Genomic DNA, 17,874 nt, shown 5'->3' with positions numbered 1-17,874 from the left:
CTTATTTCACGGCGATGGGATTGACCGGCGAGCCGACGGCGCCGGTGATGGGCAGCGGGGCCGCCGTCAGCAGAAAGTCATATTGGCCGTCCGCCGCGCAGGACGCGGCAAGCTGCTCCGGATCCCACATTTCGCCCAGATAGAGGCCCAGGTTGGGGATGGCGATCTGGTGCAGCGGCTGGAACGCGGTGTCGAATTCGTTCGGCCGGACCTCGAACCCCCACGTGTCGGTGGCGATTCCGGCGATCTCGCTGCGGTGCAGCCAGGGCGCCATGCTGAAGGACAGTCCCGGCGCCGGCCCGCCCGCATAGTCTCCCCACCCCTGCCGCAGGGTCCGGGCGTATTGGCCGGTGCGCAGCACCACGATGTCACCGCGCCGGATCTCCGAGCTGGGCCCCTGCTGCTCGATGGTGGCCTCGATATGCTCGGCGGTGATGGCGAATCCGTCCGGCAGCTCCCCGTCGCCGCTGCCCGCGCCGGGTCCCAGCGCCCGGCCGACGTCGAGCAGCACGCCCCGGGTGACGATCCGGGCCGCCGCGGTCTGGATTCCGGTGAGCTGGTCGCCTTCGCTGGTCACCACCGCACCCGCCCGCCGGCCGTTCCAGGCCTTTCCCCGGTCGAAAATGTGGCCGAGCCCGTCCCACTGCGTGGAGCACTGCAGCGGCATCGCGATGAAGTCGTCGGCTCCTCCGATGCCGTGCGGAAATCCCTGGTTGCCGAACTCCGCTTCCGTGCCGGTGTCGGTCATGGTGTGGACGGGGTTGATGCGGCGGCGCCAGCCCTTCTGCGGACCGTCGGTATTGAACGGCTGGGACAGGGAGAACGTCTGGCCGGTGCGGACCAGCCGGGCCGCCTCCACCCGCTTGGCCTCATCGATGAAGTTCAGGGTGCCCAGGACGTCATCCGGCCCCCAGCGCCCCCAGTTGTTGTGCGCAGCAGCCATCGCCTCGATGCTTCCCAGCGCGTCATCGCTGCGGATCATCTCCTGGTCTTCGGCATTGATTCCGGTCACGGTGCCACCTCATCCCTGCAGCGCACTAGCTGCGTTCCCAACCCGGTAATCGTGCCTTCCATAACGTCGCCGTCGCGGAGCATCCGTCCCCAGTGGGCCCCGTTGCCGGCGGGGCTGCCGGTCAGGATCAGGTCCCCGGGCAGCAGCGGCATCTGCTGGGAGGCATGCGAAACCAGCTGGGCCACGGTGAAGATCATGTCGGCGGTCGATTCTGCCTGCATGGTTTTGCCGTTGAGCCGCAGCGTCACCATGAGGTCCTGCGGATCGGCCACGAACTTTGCCGGCAGCACCAGCGGTCCCGTCGGCAGGAAACCCGGGGCGTTCTTGGACCGGTACCAGTCACTGCCGATGGCCGGCATGTCCTTGCGGAAGACGAGGTCACGGGTCGTGATGTCGTTGACCATCGTGTAGCCGAAGACGTAGTCCAGGGCATCCTCGGGGCTCACACGGAAGGCCCGCTTGCCGACGACGGCGGCGAGCTCCAGCTCCCAGTCATGGGCCTGGCTGTAGCCAGGGAGCACCAGGTCCTCGGTGGCGGAGGCCATCGCCGTCGGGAGGCCGATGAAAAAGTACGGGGTACCCTCGGCGGCCCGCCGGTCCATCGTGGCGGCGGTCCGTTCCCGGATCTCCTCGTCCGTGCCTTCACCGTCGCGGTGCGCCACTGCCAGGTCAATGACGTGCTGGCGGTAATTGGCCCCGGCCTGCAGGACCTGCTGCGGCCGCAGCGGCGCGAGCACCGTGAGGTCCGCGTAGTCGAGCCAGCCGGCGGCAGCACCGGCGGACTCTTCCGCGAGCCGGTCCAACTGGCCCTCGGCTTTGTCCCAGTGTTCGACTACCGCTTCCAGGGTGACCCTGTTTCCGGGCAGGTCCAGGTTCGCGTCCGTCAGCGGCAGGACGCGGCCGCCGGTTTCCAGTCCGGCCCGGGGCTCGCCGGTGCCCGGGTCCCGAAACGTGATCAGCGAGTAGGTCATCGATTCAGCCCCTGCCGTGCTTGGCGTAGGGGTTGAGCAGCGCTTGTTTCATTTCCTCCGAGGCGCCTTCCTCCGTGGCGGTGAACCCGTCCGCCAACGGGAAGGATTCGGTCAGCGAATGCGGCATGGCCCCGTTGCGGTAGAAATTGTTTGATCCCTGGGACGGTGTCCAGGTGCGTGGCTCCCAGTCGGGCACGTAGTTGCGGTAGCCGCCCGAGTTCAGTTCCACCCGCAGAGCGCTCGGCTCCCGGAAGTACAGGAAGTTCTGCTCGCCGATGCCGTGGATGGAGGGGCCGTATTCCATCGGGGTGCCGTTTTCCATCAACACGTCCGCGGCGCGCAGCAGATCCTCATGGGTGTCCACCCAGAACGCGATGTGGTTGACGCGTCCGGCCCGGCCCGAGGTGTCCATGACCACCCCCAGATCGTGCGATTTTTCATTGGTGGTAAGCACGGAGAAGACCGTGATCGGTGCTTCGTCCAAGGTGGTGAAAGCCATGATCCGGAAGCCCAGGGCGGCGCTGTACCAGTCGGCGAACCCGGTGACGTCGCTGCTGGCCACGGTCACATGGTCCAGGAACCGCGGTGCCGCGGCGTGGCTGCTCCGGCGCTCGGGCCGGTCCGGGTAGATGGATGTCCAGCCGGGTTCCGCTGCGTACGGCTCCACCTCGTAGAACAGTTTCATCGGGTGCCCGTAGGGGCCGGTGAACTGATAGGCCTTGCCGTGGGCGTGCCCGCCCGGAATCCATTCGCCCTGCACCCCCGCGGCTTCCACGTTTGCCGCCGCCGCCTCGAGTGCCTCAGCGGAAGCCGTGCGCCAGGCCATGTTCGCCAGGGACGGTTCTTCCCCCGGCCGCACCACCAGGCTGTACCGGTAATGGTCGCCCCAGCAGCGCAGATAGGAAACGCCGTCAAGGGAATCAACCAGGCGCATGCCGAAGTTCTCGACATAGAACCGGGTGGAGGCCTCGACGTCGGGGCTGGTGATCTCCAGATGTGCCAGATGGGAGAGGAGTCGTTCCACGGGCATTCTCACATTCGCTAGGTGCTGAGCTTTTCAGAACCTAACTGTGATCGCCATCACGTAGTTGTGGAAGCAGTCTTTTCCTATGGCAGGTATCCATGCAACGAATGGTCATGCGCCGGCACCGGCGCGGTGGCCCAGAACGCCAGTGCCGCGACCGGCAGCACCACGCCCAGGCCCGTGAACAGCTCCAGCGCCGCCGGACCCTGGCCGCTGACCGTGCCGGTGAGCATCATGGTGACGGTGATCGAGGAGAGCATGAACACCGGCACCAGCGCCACCAGCAGCGCGATGCCCGCGCCGCGGCACCCGGCCCGCCGTCGTCGTACCGCCACCCACAGTGCCGGCAGCACCAGTGCGATCCAGACCCAGTGGTGGAACCAGGAAATCGGCGAGATCGCGAGCATCACCACGGCGTTCGCGCTGATCGCCGCCACCGTGTCGCCGCGGGCGTCGGAGCGGCGGATGGCGAAGAAGCCCAGCACGACGACGGCGGCCGAGGCCAGCAGCCAGAGCGGACGCTGCAGCGCCTCGGGTGTGCCCAGATGCGTGAGCAGCGAGTTCAGCGACACGTTGTACATGTCCGTGGTGTCCCCGACACGGTCGGAATCGAAGAGCGAGTCGAACCAGAAGGTCCGCGACTGCTCCGGCGACGCGAGCCAGCCGGCGGCAATAGTGGCGGCGAACGTGGCCCCCATGGTCAGGATGGCCCGCCAGTCGCGGCGGACCAGGAAGATCAGCCCGAAGGCCAGCGGGGTGAGCTTGATGCCTGCCGCAAGTCCGATGAGGATGCCGCGAGGAAGCTTTGACGACGCCGGCCGGAGCAGGTCCGCGACGATCAGGAGCATCAGCATCGGGTTGATCTGGCCGAAGCCCAGGCCCTCGCGCCACGGTCCGAGCACGCCGATCAGCAGGGTGGCGAGGACGGCAACGCCGGTGCTGCCGCCCAGGGCGGTGTGCAGCCGCGGCGGCAGCACCTTGTTTTCCGTGAGGTAGCGGGCAACCAGGAAGGCGGTCAGCACCAGGCAGGCGCACGACGTCGCGGTCAGCAGGACCAGCCCCACGGCCTCGGGCAGGACCGCGAACGGTGTCAGCAGCAGGGCGGCGAAGGGCGGATACGTGAACGGCAGGCCGCGGGTGTCCGTTTCGACCAGGCTCGGGTCATACAGGCGGTGCTCGCCCAGGCCGAGGAACGCCCGGGCTCCTTCGCGGTACACGGTGAAATCCAGGCCGTGGATCTGGGCGCCGAGGACCACCAGGAGCAGCGCAACCGGAAGGCCGAGCGCGAGCCAGAGGATCCGGGTGCGGGTGCGGGACGCCGGGTCCGCCGTTGATATTGCCATGCCTGCCAGTTTAGACGGCGGCGTTCCGGCGGCTTTGAGATGGCAGGCTGATCAGGCCGTGACGATGCGCCCACACAGCGCCCGGCGTCGTCGTGCTCTTTATTCTTTGGGTGTTTCGCGCGTGCTGAAGGTCAGCGGCGTCTCGGGTTCGGGATCGGGGCCGCCGCCAGGGCACGCTGTGCTGCAAGAATTTCGGTCAGGGTCCCGGGCTTGGCATAGACCTTGCCCTCCGGGGAGGCATCCGGGACGGCGGCGGCTTCCGCCGGGCCGGTCGCGGCGGCCCGCAGGTCCAGGCACATGAAGGTGCTGTTGGGATCGGCGCGGTAGCTGCCGAACGGCGGGCACGGGGTGAAACCCGAACGCTGATACAGCCGCCTGGACGAGGCAAAGAACTCCTGGGTGCCGGTTTCCAGCAGCAACGCGATGTAGCCGCGGGCGCGGGCGTTCGTGATGATCTGCTGCAGGAGCATCTGGGCAACACCCCGTCCGCGGGCGGACTCGACCGTGCGCATCGAGGTGATCTCGCCGTATTCGCCTGCTGCGCCTCCGAACAGGGGAGGAAGTTCCTTCAACGCGCCGCAGCCCAGCAGGGTGCCGTCCTCGCGGACCGTCCAGAAGGTGACGGAGGGGTCCCGCAGGGACGGAGGAGTCAGGCCGGCGGCTACCGTTCCGGCGGGATACAGCAGGTCGCGGTTCTCTGCGAGGAGGGCCCGGACATCGCCTTTGCCCGGATCGTCCCGGATTACGCTCACCCGGTGCGCCTCCAGAGCGCGCGGGCCGGCCTGCCCTCCCCGGACGGCGGGGCGCGTGTCGCGGAGGTCCGGGATAACGGGCAGGGCCGCCGTCGTCGCCTGGCCCGCTCCGGCGAACGGGACCGGACCCGGAACGCGGATCGGCGGCGGCGTGGGGATGTAACCGGGCATTTCTACTTCTTCCAACTCTGAAACGGAGACGGGCTCCCGAATGTCTTCCGGGACGTCGACTGTTGTCCCGGCAGAACTCAGGCGACGCCGCCGGAGTGCAGCTGCGGGGACCCGCCGCGTCTTCTCAGCCAGAGTCTAACCGGTGCCCGCCGTGACGGCGGACACCGGCATGGCTGGGTCGGGTTAGCGGACCGTGAGCTCCCTAGCGGCGGCCGCAAGCTCGGCGATCCGGGGGTTGGATTTCTCCAGCTCGGCTGCGTGCTCGGCGACAACCTCTTTCTTGGTCTCAAGGGTCAGGGCGTCGAATTCATCCCGCACGCCCGTTTCCACGGAGCAGTTGTAGTACTTCACGGCCAGGGCAGCTTCGGCGGGAGTGGGTGCATACGTGATTTCAACGTCGGCGGGAATGATCTCCACCCCGGAGGCCTGCTTCGGGCCGCTGCGTTCGGGGTATTCCACCGCCGTACCGAGCTCGACGTCCGATGTGAAGCCGTACAGCTCGCCGGACGCCGGCGTCACCGGCACCCCGGCGTCGACCAGGCACTGGACCACTTCCTGCTGGAGGGGGGCCAGGGCCTCAAATGTCCGGTCGGCCAGGCCGCCGGCCAGTTTGCTGCTGAGCCGGTTGTAGTCGATCAGGCTCTGCTCGGCGTTCTCTCCCAGTGCAGTCCAGGCTTTTGTGTTGCAGGCTTCGGATACTGCCTCGAAGGCGTCGTCATGCACAAAGACCTTGGCCGGTGACGGGCCGAACTGTTCACCGCGGAGCCCGCTGGACGTGGCGTCCTGCACGCTTTCGAAGAACGCGTCATCAACGGTGAGCTGGTCCAGCAGATCGGGGCGCCACTGCACTGCCGGTTCCTCCGGGATGAACGCCTCGTATTCGGGATAGCCGTTGTCCGCGTAGCACTGGAAGCGGAGGGTGTCCTGGGCAAGGTGGATGGCGTCCATATCTTCGGCCAAATAGATTTCGAACGGGTCGGCCGAGGACTCCGAAACCGGTGCCAGGCCGGAATCGGCGGCACAGCCGGCGAGAGCGGCGGCTCCGAGGGCGATGACCCCGAGGCCGGCAAGATAACGACGACGCCGGGCCGGTGCGGCGGGGTCGGAGGCCGGTGCGGGCGCAACGGGGGAGAGTCGGTTGCGGTTCATGGTGTGCCTTTCGAGACTGGATCCAGGGTGCGGTGCCGGACCGGCTCATCGGGAGCATGTCCGTAGAACGACAGCAGTCAGGTGGAGCAGGCAGTGCTGGTGGGGCGAGTGGTGCAGGGAAGCTGAGGACGCGGGTTAGGCGGTTCGGAGCCGGCGGAAGCGGAGCTTCTGGTCCGCGGCGGCCAGTGCTGCCGTGGCCAAGGCCAATCCGAGGAACGCCCATTCCCAGTGGGCGGTAACTGGGCCGGGTAAGCCCGAGGCGGCAAGCCAGGTTTCGAGGGAATCTCCGGACCAGAGCCGGACCAGCAACGGCGCCGATGCCACGGCTAGGCCGGCAGTCCAGGGGATCGTCCGGCTTCCGCTGACCAGGACCATTCCGACGGCCAGCATCAGCGCCGCCGCTGCCAGCGTCAGGGACCGGGCATCAACGGCAAGCACGCTCGCCGCGTCGTAGAAGAACAGGGCAGCGCCGCCGGACAACCGGCTGACGGCCAGCCACAGACCCGCCAACGAGACACCGGCCGTGACGGCCCCCAGCAGGACGTGGCGGGAAGCGCTGGCCGCGGGGTTGCCGATGAGGGCCAGCAGCGCCAGGCCGCTGAGCACGAGCATGGGAGTGAGCGGCGGTGCGAGGATTCCCGCGACGGCGCCGGAGAGGGGAATCAGCGGAGCTGCCACTGCCGCGCTGAGATGCAGTGTCCGGCGCAGGGAGTGCCGGCCGGCCAGCGCAGCAACGAATCCGGCGAGCAGTGCCAGGTAAACCGCCGCGGCCGCCGTCGTGAACGGTCCCGCGGCCAGGAACGCCTCACCGAACCCCTCGCCCGTGGGCCGCCAGCGCAGCGTGCCCGGCCGGACCCACGGACCCCATTCGCCCAGCAGTGTCAGGGTGAGCGCAAGGTAGGTGGCCAGCACGGTGGCAGTGAAGGCGATGCCGTTGCGTCGCCGCCGGCCCACGCTGCCGAGCAGTTCCAGGCCGCGGGTAGCCAGGCCGTTGCCCACGAGGTTGAGCAGTTCGGCCGGGGTGGCCTTGGTGCGGTGCTCGGAACGGGCGACGTAGAGCAGTACGCCGATCAGTTCCTCGCCCTGCTCCCGGCGCCAGCGGCGCGGGTAGGCTCCCAGCGCCCGTGTGTAGGTGGCCTCCAGTTTGGAGGCTCCGCCGTTCATGCTCCGGCCTGCGCTGCACGCAGTCGCAGCTTCGACATGGCCTGGCGGGCGTTGGCTGCCAGACGGTCCGCTTCCTTGGCGAGGGTGGCGGCGCCGCCGTCGGTAATCCGGTAGTAGCGGCGGGCTCGGCCGTCCACCACGTCCTCGCCGGAAATCTCCACCAACCCGTCTTCCCGCAGCCGGTCCAGCACCCCGTAGAGGGTGCCGGGCTGCAGCTTCACCCGGCCGCCGGAGAGATCCTTCGTCTCCGCGATCAGGGCGTAGCCGTGCTTGGGTCCGTCAGCCAGGGCCGAGAGGACCAGGAAGGTCGGCTCGCGCATCTCATGCTTGCTCATGCCCTGAACGATAGTCAGAAAAACTGAATATAGGGAAGAAATGAATATAACGGTTAAGTCACGGTTGTTTCAGTGCTGCCTGGGCTATGGGATCCGGGCCGATTTCCTGCGGTTTGTGGCAATCCCTGCGCTTTGTGGCAATCCCTGCGCCGCGCGCCGCAGGGATCCGGACAAACCGCAGGGATCCGTACAGACCGCAGGATTTTCCGGGTCCGACGGCCATGCCAGCAGGGAAGTCGTGAACGTGGAAGGGCCTGCAGCAGCCGACCCGCAAGCGGAAGGGAACCGTCAGCTGTCCAGCTTGGCCAGCAGTGCTGCCAGCGCCTCCCGCTCGCCGTCGCCCAGGGCGTTCAACAGCCGGTGTTCGGTGGCCACATGGTCCGGAAGGGCGGCGTCGACGGCGGTCCGGCCGGCGTCGGTCAGGGTCACCTGCTTGCCGCGCCGGTCCGCGGAACTGGGGGAGCGCAGGACGTATCCCTGCGCCTCCAATCGGTTCAACCGCTGCGCTATGGCGCTGGAGGTGACCATGGACCCTGCAGAGAGGTCCTTGGGGCTGAGCGTGTAGGGCGGGCCCGAACGGCGCAGCGTGGCCAGCACGTCGAAGGAGGCCGCATCCAGGCCGTGCTTGGCGAAGGTTGCAGCAAGTTGTTCATCGAACCGGCGGGCCACCCGGGACAGCCGGCCGACCACGGCCATGGGGGAGACATCCAAGTCCGGCCGTTCCGCTGCCCACTGCCGGAGAACCATGTCCACGTGATCGCTCATGGAATGCACCCTAGCAATTAACTAAGCACTTAGCTATATTGGCTAAGTGCTTAGCAAAACTGGACTTCTGACCGCGACGACGGCCCTGGCGCCGATCGTCTGGGGCACCACCTACATCGTGGCCGCCGAGCTGCTGCCGCCGGACCGGCCGCTGCTGGCCGCCCTGCTGCGCTCGCTGCCCGCGGGCCTGTTGCTGCTCCTGCTGGTCCGGCGGTTGCCCCGCGGCAGTTGGTGGTGGCGCTCGGCGGTATTGGGGGTGCTGAACATCGGGCTGTTCTTCGCGCTCCTGTTTGTGGCCGCCTACCGGCTGCCCGGCGGCGTCGCTGCCACTGTTGGTGCGGTGCAGCCGCTGCTGGTGGCGCTGTTTGCCTCGCGGTGGATCGGTGAACGCCTGACCGGACGGAAGCTGGCGGCAGGCATGGCCGGGCTGGCCGGCGTCGGGCTGCTGGTGCTGCAGGCGCAGGCGCGGCTGGATGTGCTGGGCGTGGCGGCCGCGCTCGGAGGAGCAGTGGGCATGGCGGCGGGGGTGGTCCTGACCAAGAAGTGGGGCACCCCGGATACGCTGCTGGCTGCCACATCCTGGCAGCTGGTCGCCGGCGGGTTGTTCCTGCTGCCGGTGGCCCTGCTGGTGGAGGGTCCGCCGCCCGCACTGACCGGCGTCAACCTGGCCGGGTACGCCTACCTCGGCGTGATCGGCACGGCGCTGGCCTACTGCCTCTGGTTCCGCGGCCTGCACCGGCTGCCCGCCTCAAGCACGGCACTGCTGGGGCTGCTTAGCCCGGTGGTCGCGGCGGCCGCCGGCTGGCTGCTCGCCGGGCAATCGCTCAGTCCCGGCCAGTGCCTGGGCGCGGCGATGGTTCTTGCCACCCTGGTGCTGGCGGGGCCGGCCGGACATCGGCGTGCCACGGCCGCGGCGGTGCGCCCGCATGATGTGCTGGGCCGGTCGGTGTCCCCACGTTGAAACGAGCTCCCGTGTTCACAGGTCTGTCCGCCTTTCCCCTGACACCCGTTATCCACGACACGGTGGATGAGGACCTCTTTGCCGCGCTGGTCCACCGTGCGGTGGAGGCCGGGGTGGATTCCATCGGTGCGTTGGGGTCCACCGGCAGTTACGCCTATCTGTCCCGGGAGGAACGACGCCGGGTGGCAGCTGCCGCGGTGCAGGCAGCCGGGGCGGTGCCGGTGATCGTGGGGATCGGGGCGCTGCGGACCTCCGATGTCCTGCGCGGAGCCGAGGATGCCCAGAACGCCGGTGCCGCCGGCCTGTTGCTCGCGCCGGTGTCCTACCAGCCGCTGACCGAGGACGAGGTGGCCGGCCTGTTCGAGTCCGTCTCCGCCGCCAGCTCGGTGCCCATCTGCATCTATGACAATCCGACCACCACCCGGTTCACGTTTACGAACGAGCTCTATGCCCGGCTCGGCGCCCTGCCGCAGGTGAAGGCCGTGAAAATTCCGCCCCGGCCGGTGGACGAAGCGGACCGGCGGATCCGTGAGGTGCGGGCCGCGCTGCCGGACCGGATGGCACTGGGGGTCAGCGGCGACGAGTTTGCTGCCCCGGCCCTGCTCGCCGGTGCGGATGTGTGGTTCAGCGTGTTGGGCGGCACCCTGCCGGACCTGGCGCTCGTGATCACCCGCGCCGCTCAGGCCGGGGATGCCGAGACCGCCCGGCGTTTGTCGGCACAGCTGGCACCGGTCTGGGAGTTGTTCCGGGAGTTCGGCAGCCTGCGCGTGACCTCCGCGTTAGCGGCAGAGCTTGGCCTGCTGCCGGTGGAGAACCTGCCCGCCCCGCTGCGGCCCCTGTCCGCGGACGTTCAGCGGAGGATCGGCGGGGTGCTGCGGACCCTTCGGGGCTCAGCGGCCGGTTAGCCCACGGCGCATCCCGCCGCAGGACGCAAAACTCCTCCGCTTCGGGAAAACCCCTCGGTTTGTGACAAATCCTGCCTCGCGCGGCGCAGGGATCCGGACAAACCGCAGGGAATCGGACAGATCGCAGGGATTCGCTCCTGATTTCCGGGATACAGACGTCGGGCTACACCGTCGGAGCCTCCCGCTGAGCCGGAGCCGCCGCAGGACGCAAAACTCCTCCGGTTTGGGAAAACCCTGCCGGTTTGGGAAAGCCCTGCCACGGCGCAGCGGAGGGATTTCCCAAACTGGAGGGAAAATGCACAAACCGTAGGGAAACCAGTCGACCTACACGGCAGGAGCCGGCGCAGCCTCCGGTTCCACAGGCGCGGCCTCCCGCTCAGCCGCAGCCGCAGCCTCGGCTGGAGCCTCCGGTTCCGCGGCAACCTCAGCTTCAACCCGGACAGCCCGCAGCCCCAGATACACCCGGTCCCGGGCGAACGGTGTCCGGGCGAACCGGATCCCGGTGGCATCCCGAAGCGCATTGGCCAGCGCCGGCGCCACGGGGTTGAACGGGCTTTCGCTCATGGACTTGGCACCCATCGGGCCCAGCGAATCGTCCGTCTCGGCGAAGAAGATCTCCGTGCGCGGCACGTCGGCGAATGTGGGGACGTGGTATTCGCGCAGGATCCGGGTCTCCACCGTGCCCTCGGCGTCGATCCGCACTTCCTCGAACAATGCCGCCCCGAGAGCCTGGGCAATGCCGCCCTCGATCTGGCCGCGGCACTGCATCGGATTCACGACGACGCCGGCGTCCGCAGCGTGCACGCTCTGCAGGATCCGGATCTCCCCGGTCCCGGCATGCACCGCCACCCGGAAGCCCTGCACGTTGAAGGCAACCGACCGCGGGGTGCCGCCCCACCGGCCCTCCGCGGACAGGTCGATGCCTTCCTCGCGTGCCCGGACGGCGACGTCGGCCAGCGGGATCCGCTCGCCGCCGCACTGCACGGCGTCCGCCAGCAGATGCACCTGCGCCGAGGTGGAGCTAAACAGCGACGCGGCGAAGCCCTTGAGCAGGGTGGCCAGTTCCTCCGCTGCGGCCAGCGACGCCTTGCCCGCCACCACCGTGCCGGTGGAGCCGTACGCACCGGTGTCGTGGTCCACCAGATCGGTGTCCGATTGCCGGATCACCACCCGGTCCGCGGTGGTGTGCAGCGCCGTCGAGGCCAGCTGCGCGTGCACGGTGGTGGTGCCGTTACCGAACTCGGCGGTGCCGACGTCGAGCCCGTACCGGCCGTCCTCGCGGAGAGAGATCTTTGCGTGGCTGATGTGTCCGCGCGGAGGCACGGTGTCGATCATGGCGACTGCGGTGCCCTCGCCGATCAGCCACCCGCCGCCGTCGTCGGCCGCGTCGGACGGCCCGGCCGCCCCGGACGACGCGGCTGAAACAAGCTCCGCCCCGGAGGTCTCCGGCCGCTCCCGCCCCGCAGCCAGCGCACCGGACACCAGCTCCAGGCACTGGTCCAGGCCGTAGCTGCCGTAATGCACGTCTTCGGCAGGTTCGGGGGAGGTGGAGACCATGCGGTCGCCGTGCGCCACCACGTTGCGGCGGCGGAAGTCCAGCGGATCCATGCCCAGGTCCCGGGCCAGTTCGTCCATGGCGGATTCGATCGCGTAGATCATCTGGCTCAGCCCGTAGCCGCGGAACGCCCCGGAGGGCAGCGTGTTGGTGTAGACGGAGCGGGCGTCCACTTTCTTGTTGGCGCACCGGTAGACGGCCACGGATTCCCCGCAGCCGTGGAACATCACGCCGGGGGCGTGGTTGCCGTAGGCGCCGGTGTTGGCGGTGACATCCAGGGCCAGCGCGGTCAGGGTGCCGTCCGCGGAGGCGCCGGCGCGGACCTTCACGGCGAAGGGGTGCCGGGTGGTGGTGGCGGTGAACTGCTCCTCGCGGGTCAGTTCCAGCTGCACCGGGCGCTTCAGCTTCAGCGCGGCCAGCGCGGCAAGGTCCTCGGTGAGCACTTCCTGCTTGCCTCCGAACCCGCCGCCCACCCGGCCGGCGAGCACGCGCACCGAGGCAAGCTTCAGCCCGAAGATCCGGCACAGCGTCCGCCGGACGAGGAACGGCACCTGTGTGGAGGTCCGCACAACCAGCCGGCCCAGATCATCGAAGTACGCGATCGAGCCGTGCGTCTCCAGCGCGACGTGCTGCAGGCGCTGGCTGTAGTAGGTGTTTTCGTGCACGACGTCGGCCGCTGCGAGTCCGGCGGCAACGTCGCCGACCTCGGAGTGCAGTTCCGCCACGACGTTCCCGGCGGTGCCGGGATGGACCTCCGGAGCGCCGGGTGCCAGGGCCGCTTCGGGATCCAGCACCGCGGGCAGCAGCTCATACTCGACCTTCAGTGCACGCACGCCTTCGGCCGCAGCGCCCATGGTGTCGGCGACGACGGCGGCCACCCGCTGGCCGCGGAACCTGACCACATTGTCCAGGACCCGGGTGTCGTTGGGGTCGTCGGTGTGCAGTTCGTGCTGGGCGGTGGAGAAGAGCTGGTCCGGGGCGTCCTCGTGGGTGAGCACCGCTTCAACGCCGGGCACGGCCAGGGCGGCGCTCGCATCGATGGACAGGATCCGGGCATGTGCGTGAGGGGAGCGCAGAATCTTCAGGTGCAGCAGCCCGGGCAGGTCCTTGGCCGGGACATCCAGGGTGTAGCGGGCGCGGCCGGTGACGATGTCCGGTCCCGCCGGAGCGGCCACGTTGGCGCCGACAGTCCGTGCGTTTACGGTCTGCGCTGGGGTCGCTCCGCCAGTGTTGTGGGTGGGAGAGGAGAGGCCCGCGCCGGCGACGGTCTGCGCGGAGGTCGCTCCGCCGGAGGACGGCTCGGCGCCGGCGGTGCTCGTTTCAGTGTGCCGGTGCCCGCAGACAGCATCTTCGATGCTCCGGTAACCGGTGCAGCGGCAGAGGTTGCCCTTGAGGTTCCGGGGCAGGTTCTCCTTCTGCTGATCGTCGAAGGTCGCTGCGGTCATCACCATGCCGGCGGTGCAGAATCCGCACTGGAAGCCCTGCGCGTCCAGGAACTGCTGCTGCATCGGATGCAGGGCGTCGCCGTCGGCCAAGCCGTCGCCGTCGGCCCGTCCGACACTGTCGGCCAGCCGCGCCGTGTCGGCCAGCCCCTCGATGGTGGTGATCTCCCGGCCCTCGGCCCGGACCGCGGGGTAGATGCAGCTGTGCACGGGTTTTCCGTCCACATGCACGGTGCACGCGCCGCAGTCGCCGGCGTCGCAGCCCTTTTTGACGCCCAGGTTGCCCTGTTCGCGGAGGAAGGTGCGCAGGCACTGCCCGGGGAAGGGTTGGGCTTCCACCTCGGCGTTGTTGATCCGGTAGGTCACAGGGAGCCGTCCTCGGGTGCGGGTGCGGGTGCGGGTGCGGGTGCGAAAGCGGATGCTGGTCCGGCAAGTTCGGTGCGGATTTCCTCCGCCAGCCGGTAGGTCATGTCCTGCCGCCATTCGGGCAGCCCGTGCACGTCGTCGTGCCAGAGCCCGGCATCAATCGCATCCTCCAAGCCGGCCCGCAGCTCGGCGGCGTCCGGCACCGCGGAAAAACGCAGCTGGACCGGACGCTTCGTGGCCGCAGTGACGGTCAGGACAAAACAACCGTCCTCGTCGACGCGGCCGATCAGGAGCACCCCGGATCGGCCCAGATTAGTCAGCGAGAGCCGCCGGAATGCAGTGCGTGCCCGCAGCGCGGCGGCGGGGAGCGAAATGCTGCGCAGCAGTTCCCCCGGCGCCAGCGCGGTACGCCCGTCGCCGGTCACGAGTTCGGCCACCGGCACCCGGCGGGAAGTGCCGCCGGGGGAGTGGATCAGTCCGACGCCGTCCAGCGCCGCGGTCAGCGAGGTCATGGGCCCGGCGGGCAGGCCGGTGCAGATGTTCCCGCCCACAGTGGACACGTTCCAGACTTTGAAGGAGGCCACGAAGGAGTCGCAGCACGGCTGCACCAGGTCCAGTGCCGGCCAGGCCTGCCGCAGTCCGGGTGCGGCGGCGTCCGGGAATGCATACAGTTCGGCGATGGTGCAGGTGGCGGCGATCTCGAGTCCGTCGTCGTTCAGCACCAGCGGCTCCCAGCCGGTGGCCGTGACATCCAGCAGCCGCTGCAGGGTTTCACTGCCGTAGGAGAACAGCACAGTGCCGCCCGCGAGCCAGGCGTCTCCGGGACGCCAGCGCTGCGGGTCCGCGGTGCGGATCAGCTCGGAAACGGTGGGTAGGTCCATGGGATTTCCTCAGCTGGCGCGGAGCCGGTTGGTCGGATGGATGGGGCCGGAAACATCGCGCAGCGGTTGTCCGCTGGCGGCGGCTCCGGACCGGGCAGCCACGATCTCCGCGAAAACGGATACTGCGGTCTCCTCGGGGGTGGCGGCACCGATGTCGAGCCCGATGGGGGAGTGCAGCTTCGCCAACTCGGGTCCGGCCAGCCCGGCTGCGTGCAGTGCAGCCAGCCGCGCGTCGTGGGTCCGGCGGGACCCCATTGCCCCGACAAAGGCCAGCTCTAGACGCAGGGCCTCGGCCAGGACCGGGACGTCGAACCTGGCGTCGTGGCTGAGTACACAGACCACGCTGCGGGCATCCAGCCGCCCGGCCGACGCCTCCCCGCGCAGGTACGCGTCCGGCCACTGCACGTGCACCTCGTGGGCGTCGGGAAACCGCTCCGGCATGGTGAACGCAGGCCGCGCGTCGCAGATGGTCACGTGGTAGCCGAGCATCCGTCCCTGCCGGGCAAGGGCGGCGGAAAAGTCGTTGGACCCGATCAGCACCAGCCGCGGCGGTGCCAGCCGGGACTCCAGGAACAGGACGGCGCTGCCGCCGTCGCACTCCGGACCGCCGGGCTCTCCCAGCTCGACGACGCCGGTGCGGCCGGCCGCCAGCAGCGGAGCGAGGCGGGCTGCGGCACGCGCCGGGTCGAGGCCCAGCATCGCGGCCAGCGCGGGGCCGTGGGCGGAAAGCAGACCTGCAGGCGTTGCCCCTGCCGGGTCCCCGATCAGCAGCGGAACGGAAGCCGCGCCGTCGTCGATCCGCCGGAGCAGTGCGCAGGGCTCGCCGGGAGGCGGAACGGCGGGAACCGTGCCGGAGAACACCGGGGAGATGAAGACTTCCAGGGTGCCGCCGCAGCTCAGCCCGACGGCGAATGCGTCGGAGTCGCTGTAACCGAAGGACTCGAGCCGCGGGCGGCCGTCCGAGAGGACCTCCTCGGCAGCGGCGACGACGGCTGCCTCCACGCAGCCGCCCGAAAGGGAACCGGAAATCACCCCGGTGCCGCTGACCAGCATGGTGGTGCCGACCGGCCGGGGGACAGAGCCGGAGGCGCGGACGATGGTCGCCGCGGCGCAGGGAATCCCCCCGGCCGTGGCGGCCGCCAACTCTTCCAACATGTCCAGCACTGCGGCCTACCCTCCGGCAACCCGGCGGCAACCGCCACCGGCTAGCCCAGCAACCAAAGCGGTGAGTTCCCCCTGCGGGATAGAACGGGCAGGGGCCTTAATTCCGCAAAACAATGAAACATTTCAAATGCGCATTACTTTGTAACTGCCGGCCGCAAAAGAATGTTCTTTCCGGCACCGCAAATCCGATCCAAAACCTCCAGGGCTCCGGTAATTGCAGGGAAGCGTACCACGCGGTTCTTTCCGGCGGGATACCCCGCGGGAAATGGCGTGCTGTCCTCAGCGGGCGCGTTCGCGCGGGTTATCCCGTCCGGCACGGGACAGCACGAGATAGCCGAGCAGGGCTCCACCCCACAGCAGGAACAGCGGGTCCCAGAGCCAGGCATGCCCGATCGTAGCCATGCGGTCATACCCGGTGTCCGGGCGGATCAGTCCGGCCAGCACGGCATTGCTCACCAGTGTGTTCGCACCCCCGTACAGCACCAGCACCACGGCGCCGATCCAGCTCAGCGTCCGCCAGAGGCCCGGCTTCGGCACCCTGCCGTACGCCGCCGCCGTGGGAATCAGTGCGGCCGCGGCCTTGAAAGCGGCCACGGCTCCCAGCAGCAGCCCGGTCCGCAACGGCGCCTCAGTGGATTCCTGCACGGCCCACTGGCCCACGGTAGCCAGCAGCCAGCGGCCGCCCAGGGCCCAGTAGAGGCTGAAGCCGGCGTGCAGCAGGCCCGCGGCGCACGCCGTCCAAAGACAGGCACGGCCGAGCCCGGTCGGGGCCTGCCGGCGGCCTGCCTTCCGTTCACCGGAGGAGTCCATGGAAGTCATTGTGGAAGCCGGCCGGCCGGACAGGAAGCATCCGCGGAACAGCGCACAAATTAACCTGCAGTAATACTGCACGTTTAATAACGGGCAGTTCCTTGACAGATACTGCGGGGGCGCACAGACTGTCCCAAATATAAATTCCGTTCCGGAACATCGAATCAAGTCGGCGTCGCCGATGGTCAAGGGTGTCCAGCGCCGGCGGCGGATGAGTTCTGACTGAAAGCTGACACCCGTGCCCCCAGAAGACACGCCTCCAGAAGCAGCGGACTTCCTTGCCGCCTTCAACGCCGCGTCCCGGCCGGATGCCGAAGCGATGCTGCGGCCCTGCGTGGACATTCCCCGCTGGTGCAACGAGGTGGCTGCCGCCCGGCCGTTCGCCACGCCCGGGGAGCTGCTGAGTTTCGCCGAACTGGCCGCCCCGGATTTCACCCAGGCAGAGATCGACGCCGCCCTGGCCCACCACCCGCGCATCGGCGACCGCGCCGACGGCACCGGCGCTGAAGCCCGCTTCTCCCGCGGCGAGCAGGCGTCCGTGAGCGGGCTCGAGGGGATCCAGGACCGGCTGCGGGCCGGCAACCGCGCGTACGAAGACCGGTTCGGCCGCGTCTTCCTCATCCGCGCAGCCGGCCGCAGCGCAGAGGAAATCCTGGCCGTCCTCGAGGAACGGCTGCAGAACACCGACGCCGAAGAACTCCCGGTCATTGCAGCCCAGCTGCGCGACATTGCCATCCTCCGACTCGAAGGACTGTTGAACGCATGACCCGCAGCCACGTCACCACCCACATCCTGGACACCGCCGCCGGCTGGCCCGCCGCCGGCGTCGCCGCCTCCCTCTGGTCCCTGCACGACGGCGGCGAGACGCGGGTGGGGGAGGGAACCACGGACGGGGACGGCCGGATCGGCAGCCTCGGCCCGGCGGAATTGGAGCCGGGCACGTACCGGATCGACTTCGCCACCGGCGACTACTTTGCCGCCGCCGGAACGGACACGTTTTTCCCCAGCGTCTCCCTGACCTTTAGCCTCACCGACCCGGCCCAGCACTACCACGTGCCGCTGCTGCTGAGCCCGTTTGCCTACTCCACCTACCGAGGAAGCTGA

17 protein-coding genes are annotated in these 17,874 nt (G+C 68.9%); 4 read left to right on the top strand and 13 right to left on the bottom strand.

What is annotated here, in order from left to right; translation table 11 throughout:
- Position 1: 1 nt before the first annotated feature.
- The 9 genes from N2L00_RS14730 to N2L00_RS14690 all read right to left on the bottom strand — a co-directional run bounded on the left by N2L00_RS14730 (position 2) and on the right by N2L00_RS14690 (position 8,686).
- Positions 2–982 carry a cyclase family protein gene (locus tag N2L00_RS14730; protein ID WP_255862802.1) on the bottom strand — a complete coding sequence of 327 codons (981 nt, stop codon included), beginning with the start codon at positions 980–982 and terminating at the stop codon, positions 2–4.
- Positions 983–1,008: 26 nt separating this feature from the next.
- On the bottom strand, positions 1,009–1,983 hold the full coding sequence (locus tag N2L00_RS14725; RefSeq protein WP_255862384.1) for a fumarylacetoacetate hydrolase family protein: 975 nt from the start codon (positions 1,981–1,983) through the stop codon (positions 1,009–1,011).
- 4 nt (positions 1,984–1,987) lie between these two features.
- The gene (locus N2L00_RS14720; RefSeq protein ID WP_255862385.1) at positions 1,988–3,007 is read right to left on the bottom strand and encodes a VOC family protein; all 1,020 of its coding nucleotides are present in this window, start codon (positions 3,005–3,007) and stop codon (positions 1,988–1,990) included.
- 83 nt (positions 3,008–3,090) lie between these two features.
- Entirely contained in the window at positions 3,091–4,350 is a 1,260-nt protein-coding gene (locus N2L00_RS14715) for a glycosyltransferase 87 family protein (protein WP_255862386.1), read from the bottom strand.
- Positions 4,351–4,481: 131 nt separating this feature from the next.
- Positions 4,482–5,273: a GNAT family N-acetyltransferase gene (locus tag N2L00_RS16185; protein WP_308219718.1), complete on the bottom strand. Its 792-nt coding sequence runs from the start codon at positions 5,271–5,273 to the stop codon at positions 4,482–4,484.
- 183 nt (positions 5,274–5,456) lie between these two features.
- Positions 5,457–6,422, bottom strand: a complete 966-nt coding sequence (locus tag N2L00_RS14705; RefSeq protein ID WP_255862387.1) for a hypothetical protein — start codon at positions 6,420–6,422, stop codon at positions 5,457–5,459.
- 135 nt (positions 6,423–6,557) lie between these two features.
- Positions 6,558–7,586, bottom strand: coding sequence for a hypothetical protein (locus tag N2L00_RS14700; protein WP_255862388.1), 1,029 nt, complete (start codon positions 7,584–7,586; stop codon positions 6,558–6,560).
- Positions 7,583–7,921, bottom strand: a complete 339-nt coding sequence (locus N2L00_RS14695; RefSeq protein WP_227919600.1) for a PadR family transcriptional regulator — start codon at positions 7,919–7,921, stop codon at positions 7,583–7,585. The genes N2L00_RS14700 and N2L00_RS14695 overlap by 4 nt, the downstream gene beginning before the upstream one ends.
- 288 nt (positions 7,922–8,209) lie before the next feature.
- Complete coding sequence (locus N2L00_RS14690) at positions 8,210–8,686, bottom strand: MarR family winged helix-turn-helix transcriptional regulator (protein WP_255862389.1); 477 nt, start codon at positions 8,684–8,686, stop codon at positions 8,210–8,212.
- A gap of 46 nt (positions 8,687–8,732) precedes the next feature.
- On the opposite strand from N2L00_RS14690, the gene N2L00_RS14685 reads away from it, so the two are divergent.
- Together N2L00_RS14685 and N2L00_RS14680 are read left to right on the top strand one after the other, a co-directional pair.
- Positions 8,733–9,647 (top strand): EamA family transporter, encoded by a 915-nt coding sequence (locus N2L00_RS14685; RefSeq protein ID WP_255862390.1) that lies wholly within the window; start codon positions 8,733–8,735, stop codon positions 9,645–9,647.
- Between the two features lie 11 nt (positions 9,648–9,658).
- Positions 9,659–10,552, top strand: coding sequence for a dihydrodipicolinate synthase family protein (locus N2L00_RS14680; protein WP_255862391.1), 894 nt, complete (start codon positions 9,659–9,661; stop codon positions 10,550–10,552).
- A gap of 324 nt (positions 10,553–10,876) precedes the next feature.
- Here N2L00_RS14680 and N2L00_RS14675 read toward each other — a convergent pair whose 3' ends face one another.
- From N2L00_RS14675 to N2L00_RS14660, 4 genes are all read right to left on the bottom strand, one after another.
- A complete protein-coding gene (locus N2L00_RS14675; protein ID WP_255862392.1) occupies positions 10,877–13,915 on the bottom strand; it encodes a molybdopterin-dependent oxidoreductase in 3,039 nt (1,012 codons plus the stop codon).
- Positions 13,912–14,796, bottom strand: a complete 885-nt coding sequence (locus N2L00_RS14670; RefSeq protein WP_255862393.1) for a xanthine dehydrogenase family protein subunit M — start codon at positions 14,794–14,796, stop codon at positions 13,912–13,914. The genes N2L00_RS14675 and N2L00_RS14670 overlap by 4 nt, the downstream gene beginning before the upstream one ends.
- 9 nt (positions 14,797–14,805) lie before the next feature.
- Positions 14,806–15,951 carry an XdhC family protein gene (locus tag N2L00_RS14665; protein WP_255862803.1) on the bottom strand — a complete coding sequence of 382 codons (1,146 nt, stop codon included), beginning with the start codon at positions 15,949–15,951 and terminating at the stop codon, positions 14,806–14,808.
- A 288-nt stretch (positions 15,952–16,239) separates the two neighbouring features.
- Positions 16,240–16,770: a DUF3995 domain-containing protein gene (locus N2L00_RS14660; RefSeq protein ID WP_255862394.1), complete on the bottom strand. Its 531-nt coding sequence runs from the start codon at positions 16,768–16,770 to the stop codon at positions 16,240–16,242.
- 238 nt (positions 16,771–17,008) lie between these two features.
- Here N2L00_RS14660 and uraD point away from each other — a divergent pair, with 238 nt between their 5' ends.
- A complete protein-coding gene (gene uraD, locus N2L00_RS14655; RefSeq protein ID WP_255765251.1) occupies positions 17,009–17,536 on the top strand; it encodes a 2-oxo-4-hydroxy-4-carboxy-5-ureidoimidazoline decarboxylase in 528 nt (175 codons plus the stop codon).
- Positions 17,533–17,874, top strand: a complete 342-nt coding sequence (gene uraH / locus N2L00_RS14650) for a hydroxyisourate hydrolase (RefSeq protein ID WP_255862395.1) — start codon at positions 17,533–17,535, stop codon at positions 17,872–17,874. The genes uraD and uraH overlap by 4 nt, the downstream gene beginning before the upstream one ends.

Source organism: Arthrobacter sp. zg-Y1171 (assembly GCF_025244845.1).
Taxonomy (GTDB): Bacteria; Actinomycetota; Actinomycetes; order Actinomycetales; family Micrococcaceae; genus Arthrobacter_B.
This window is presented reverse-complemented; position numbering and strand designations above follow the sequence as displayed.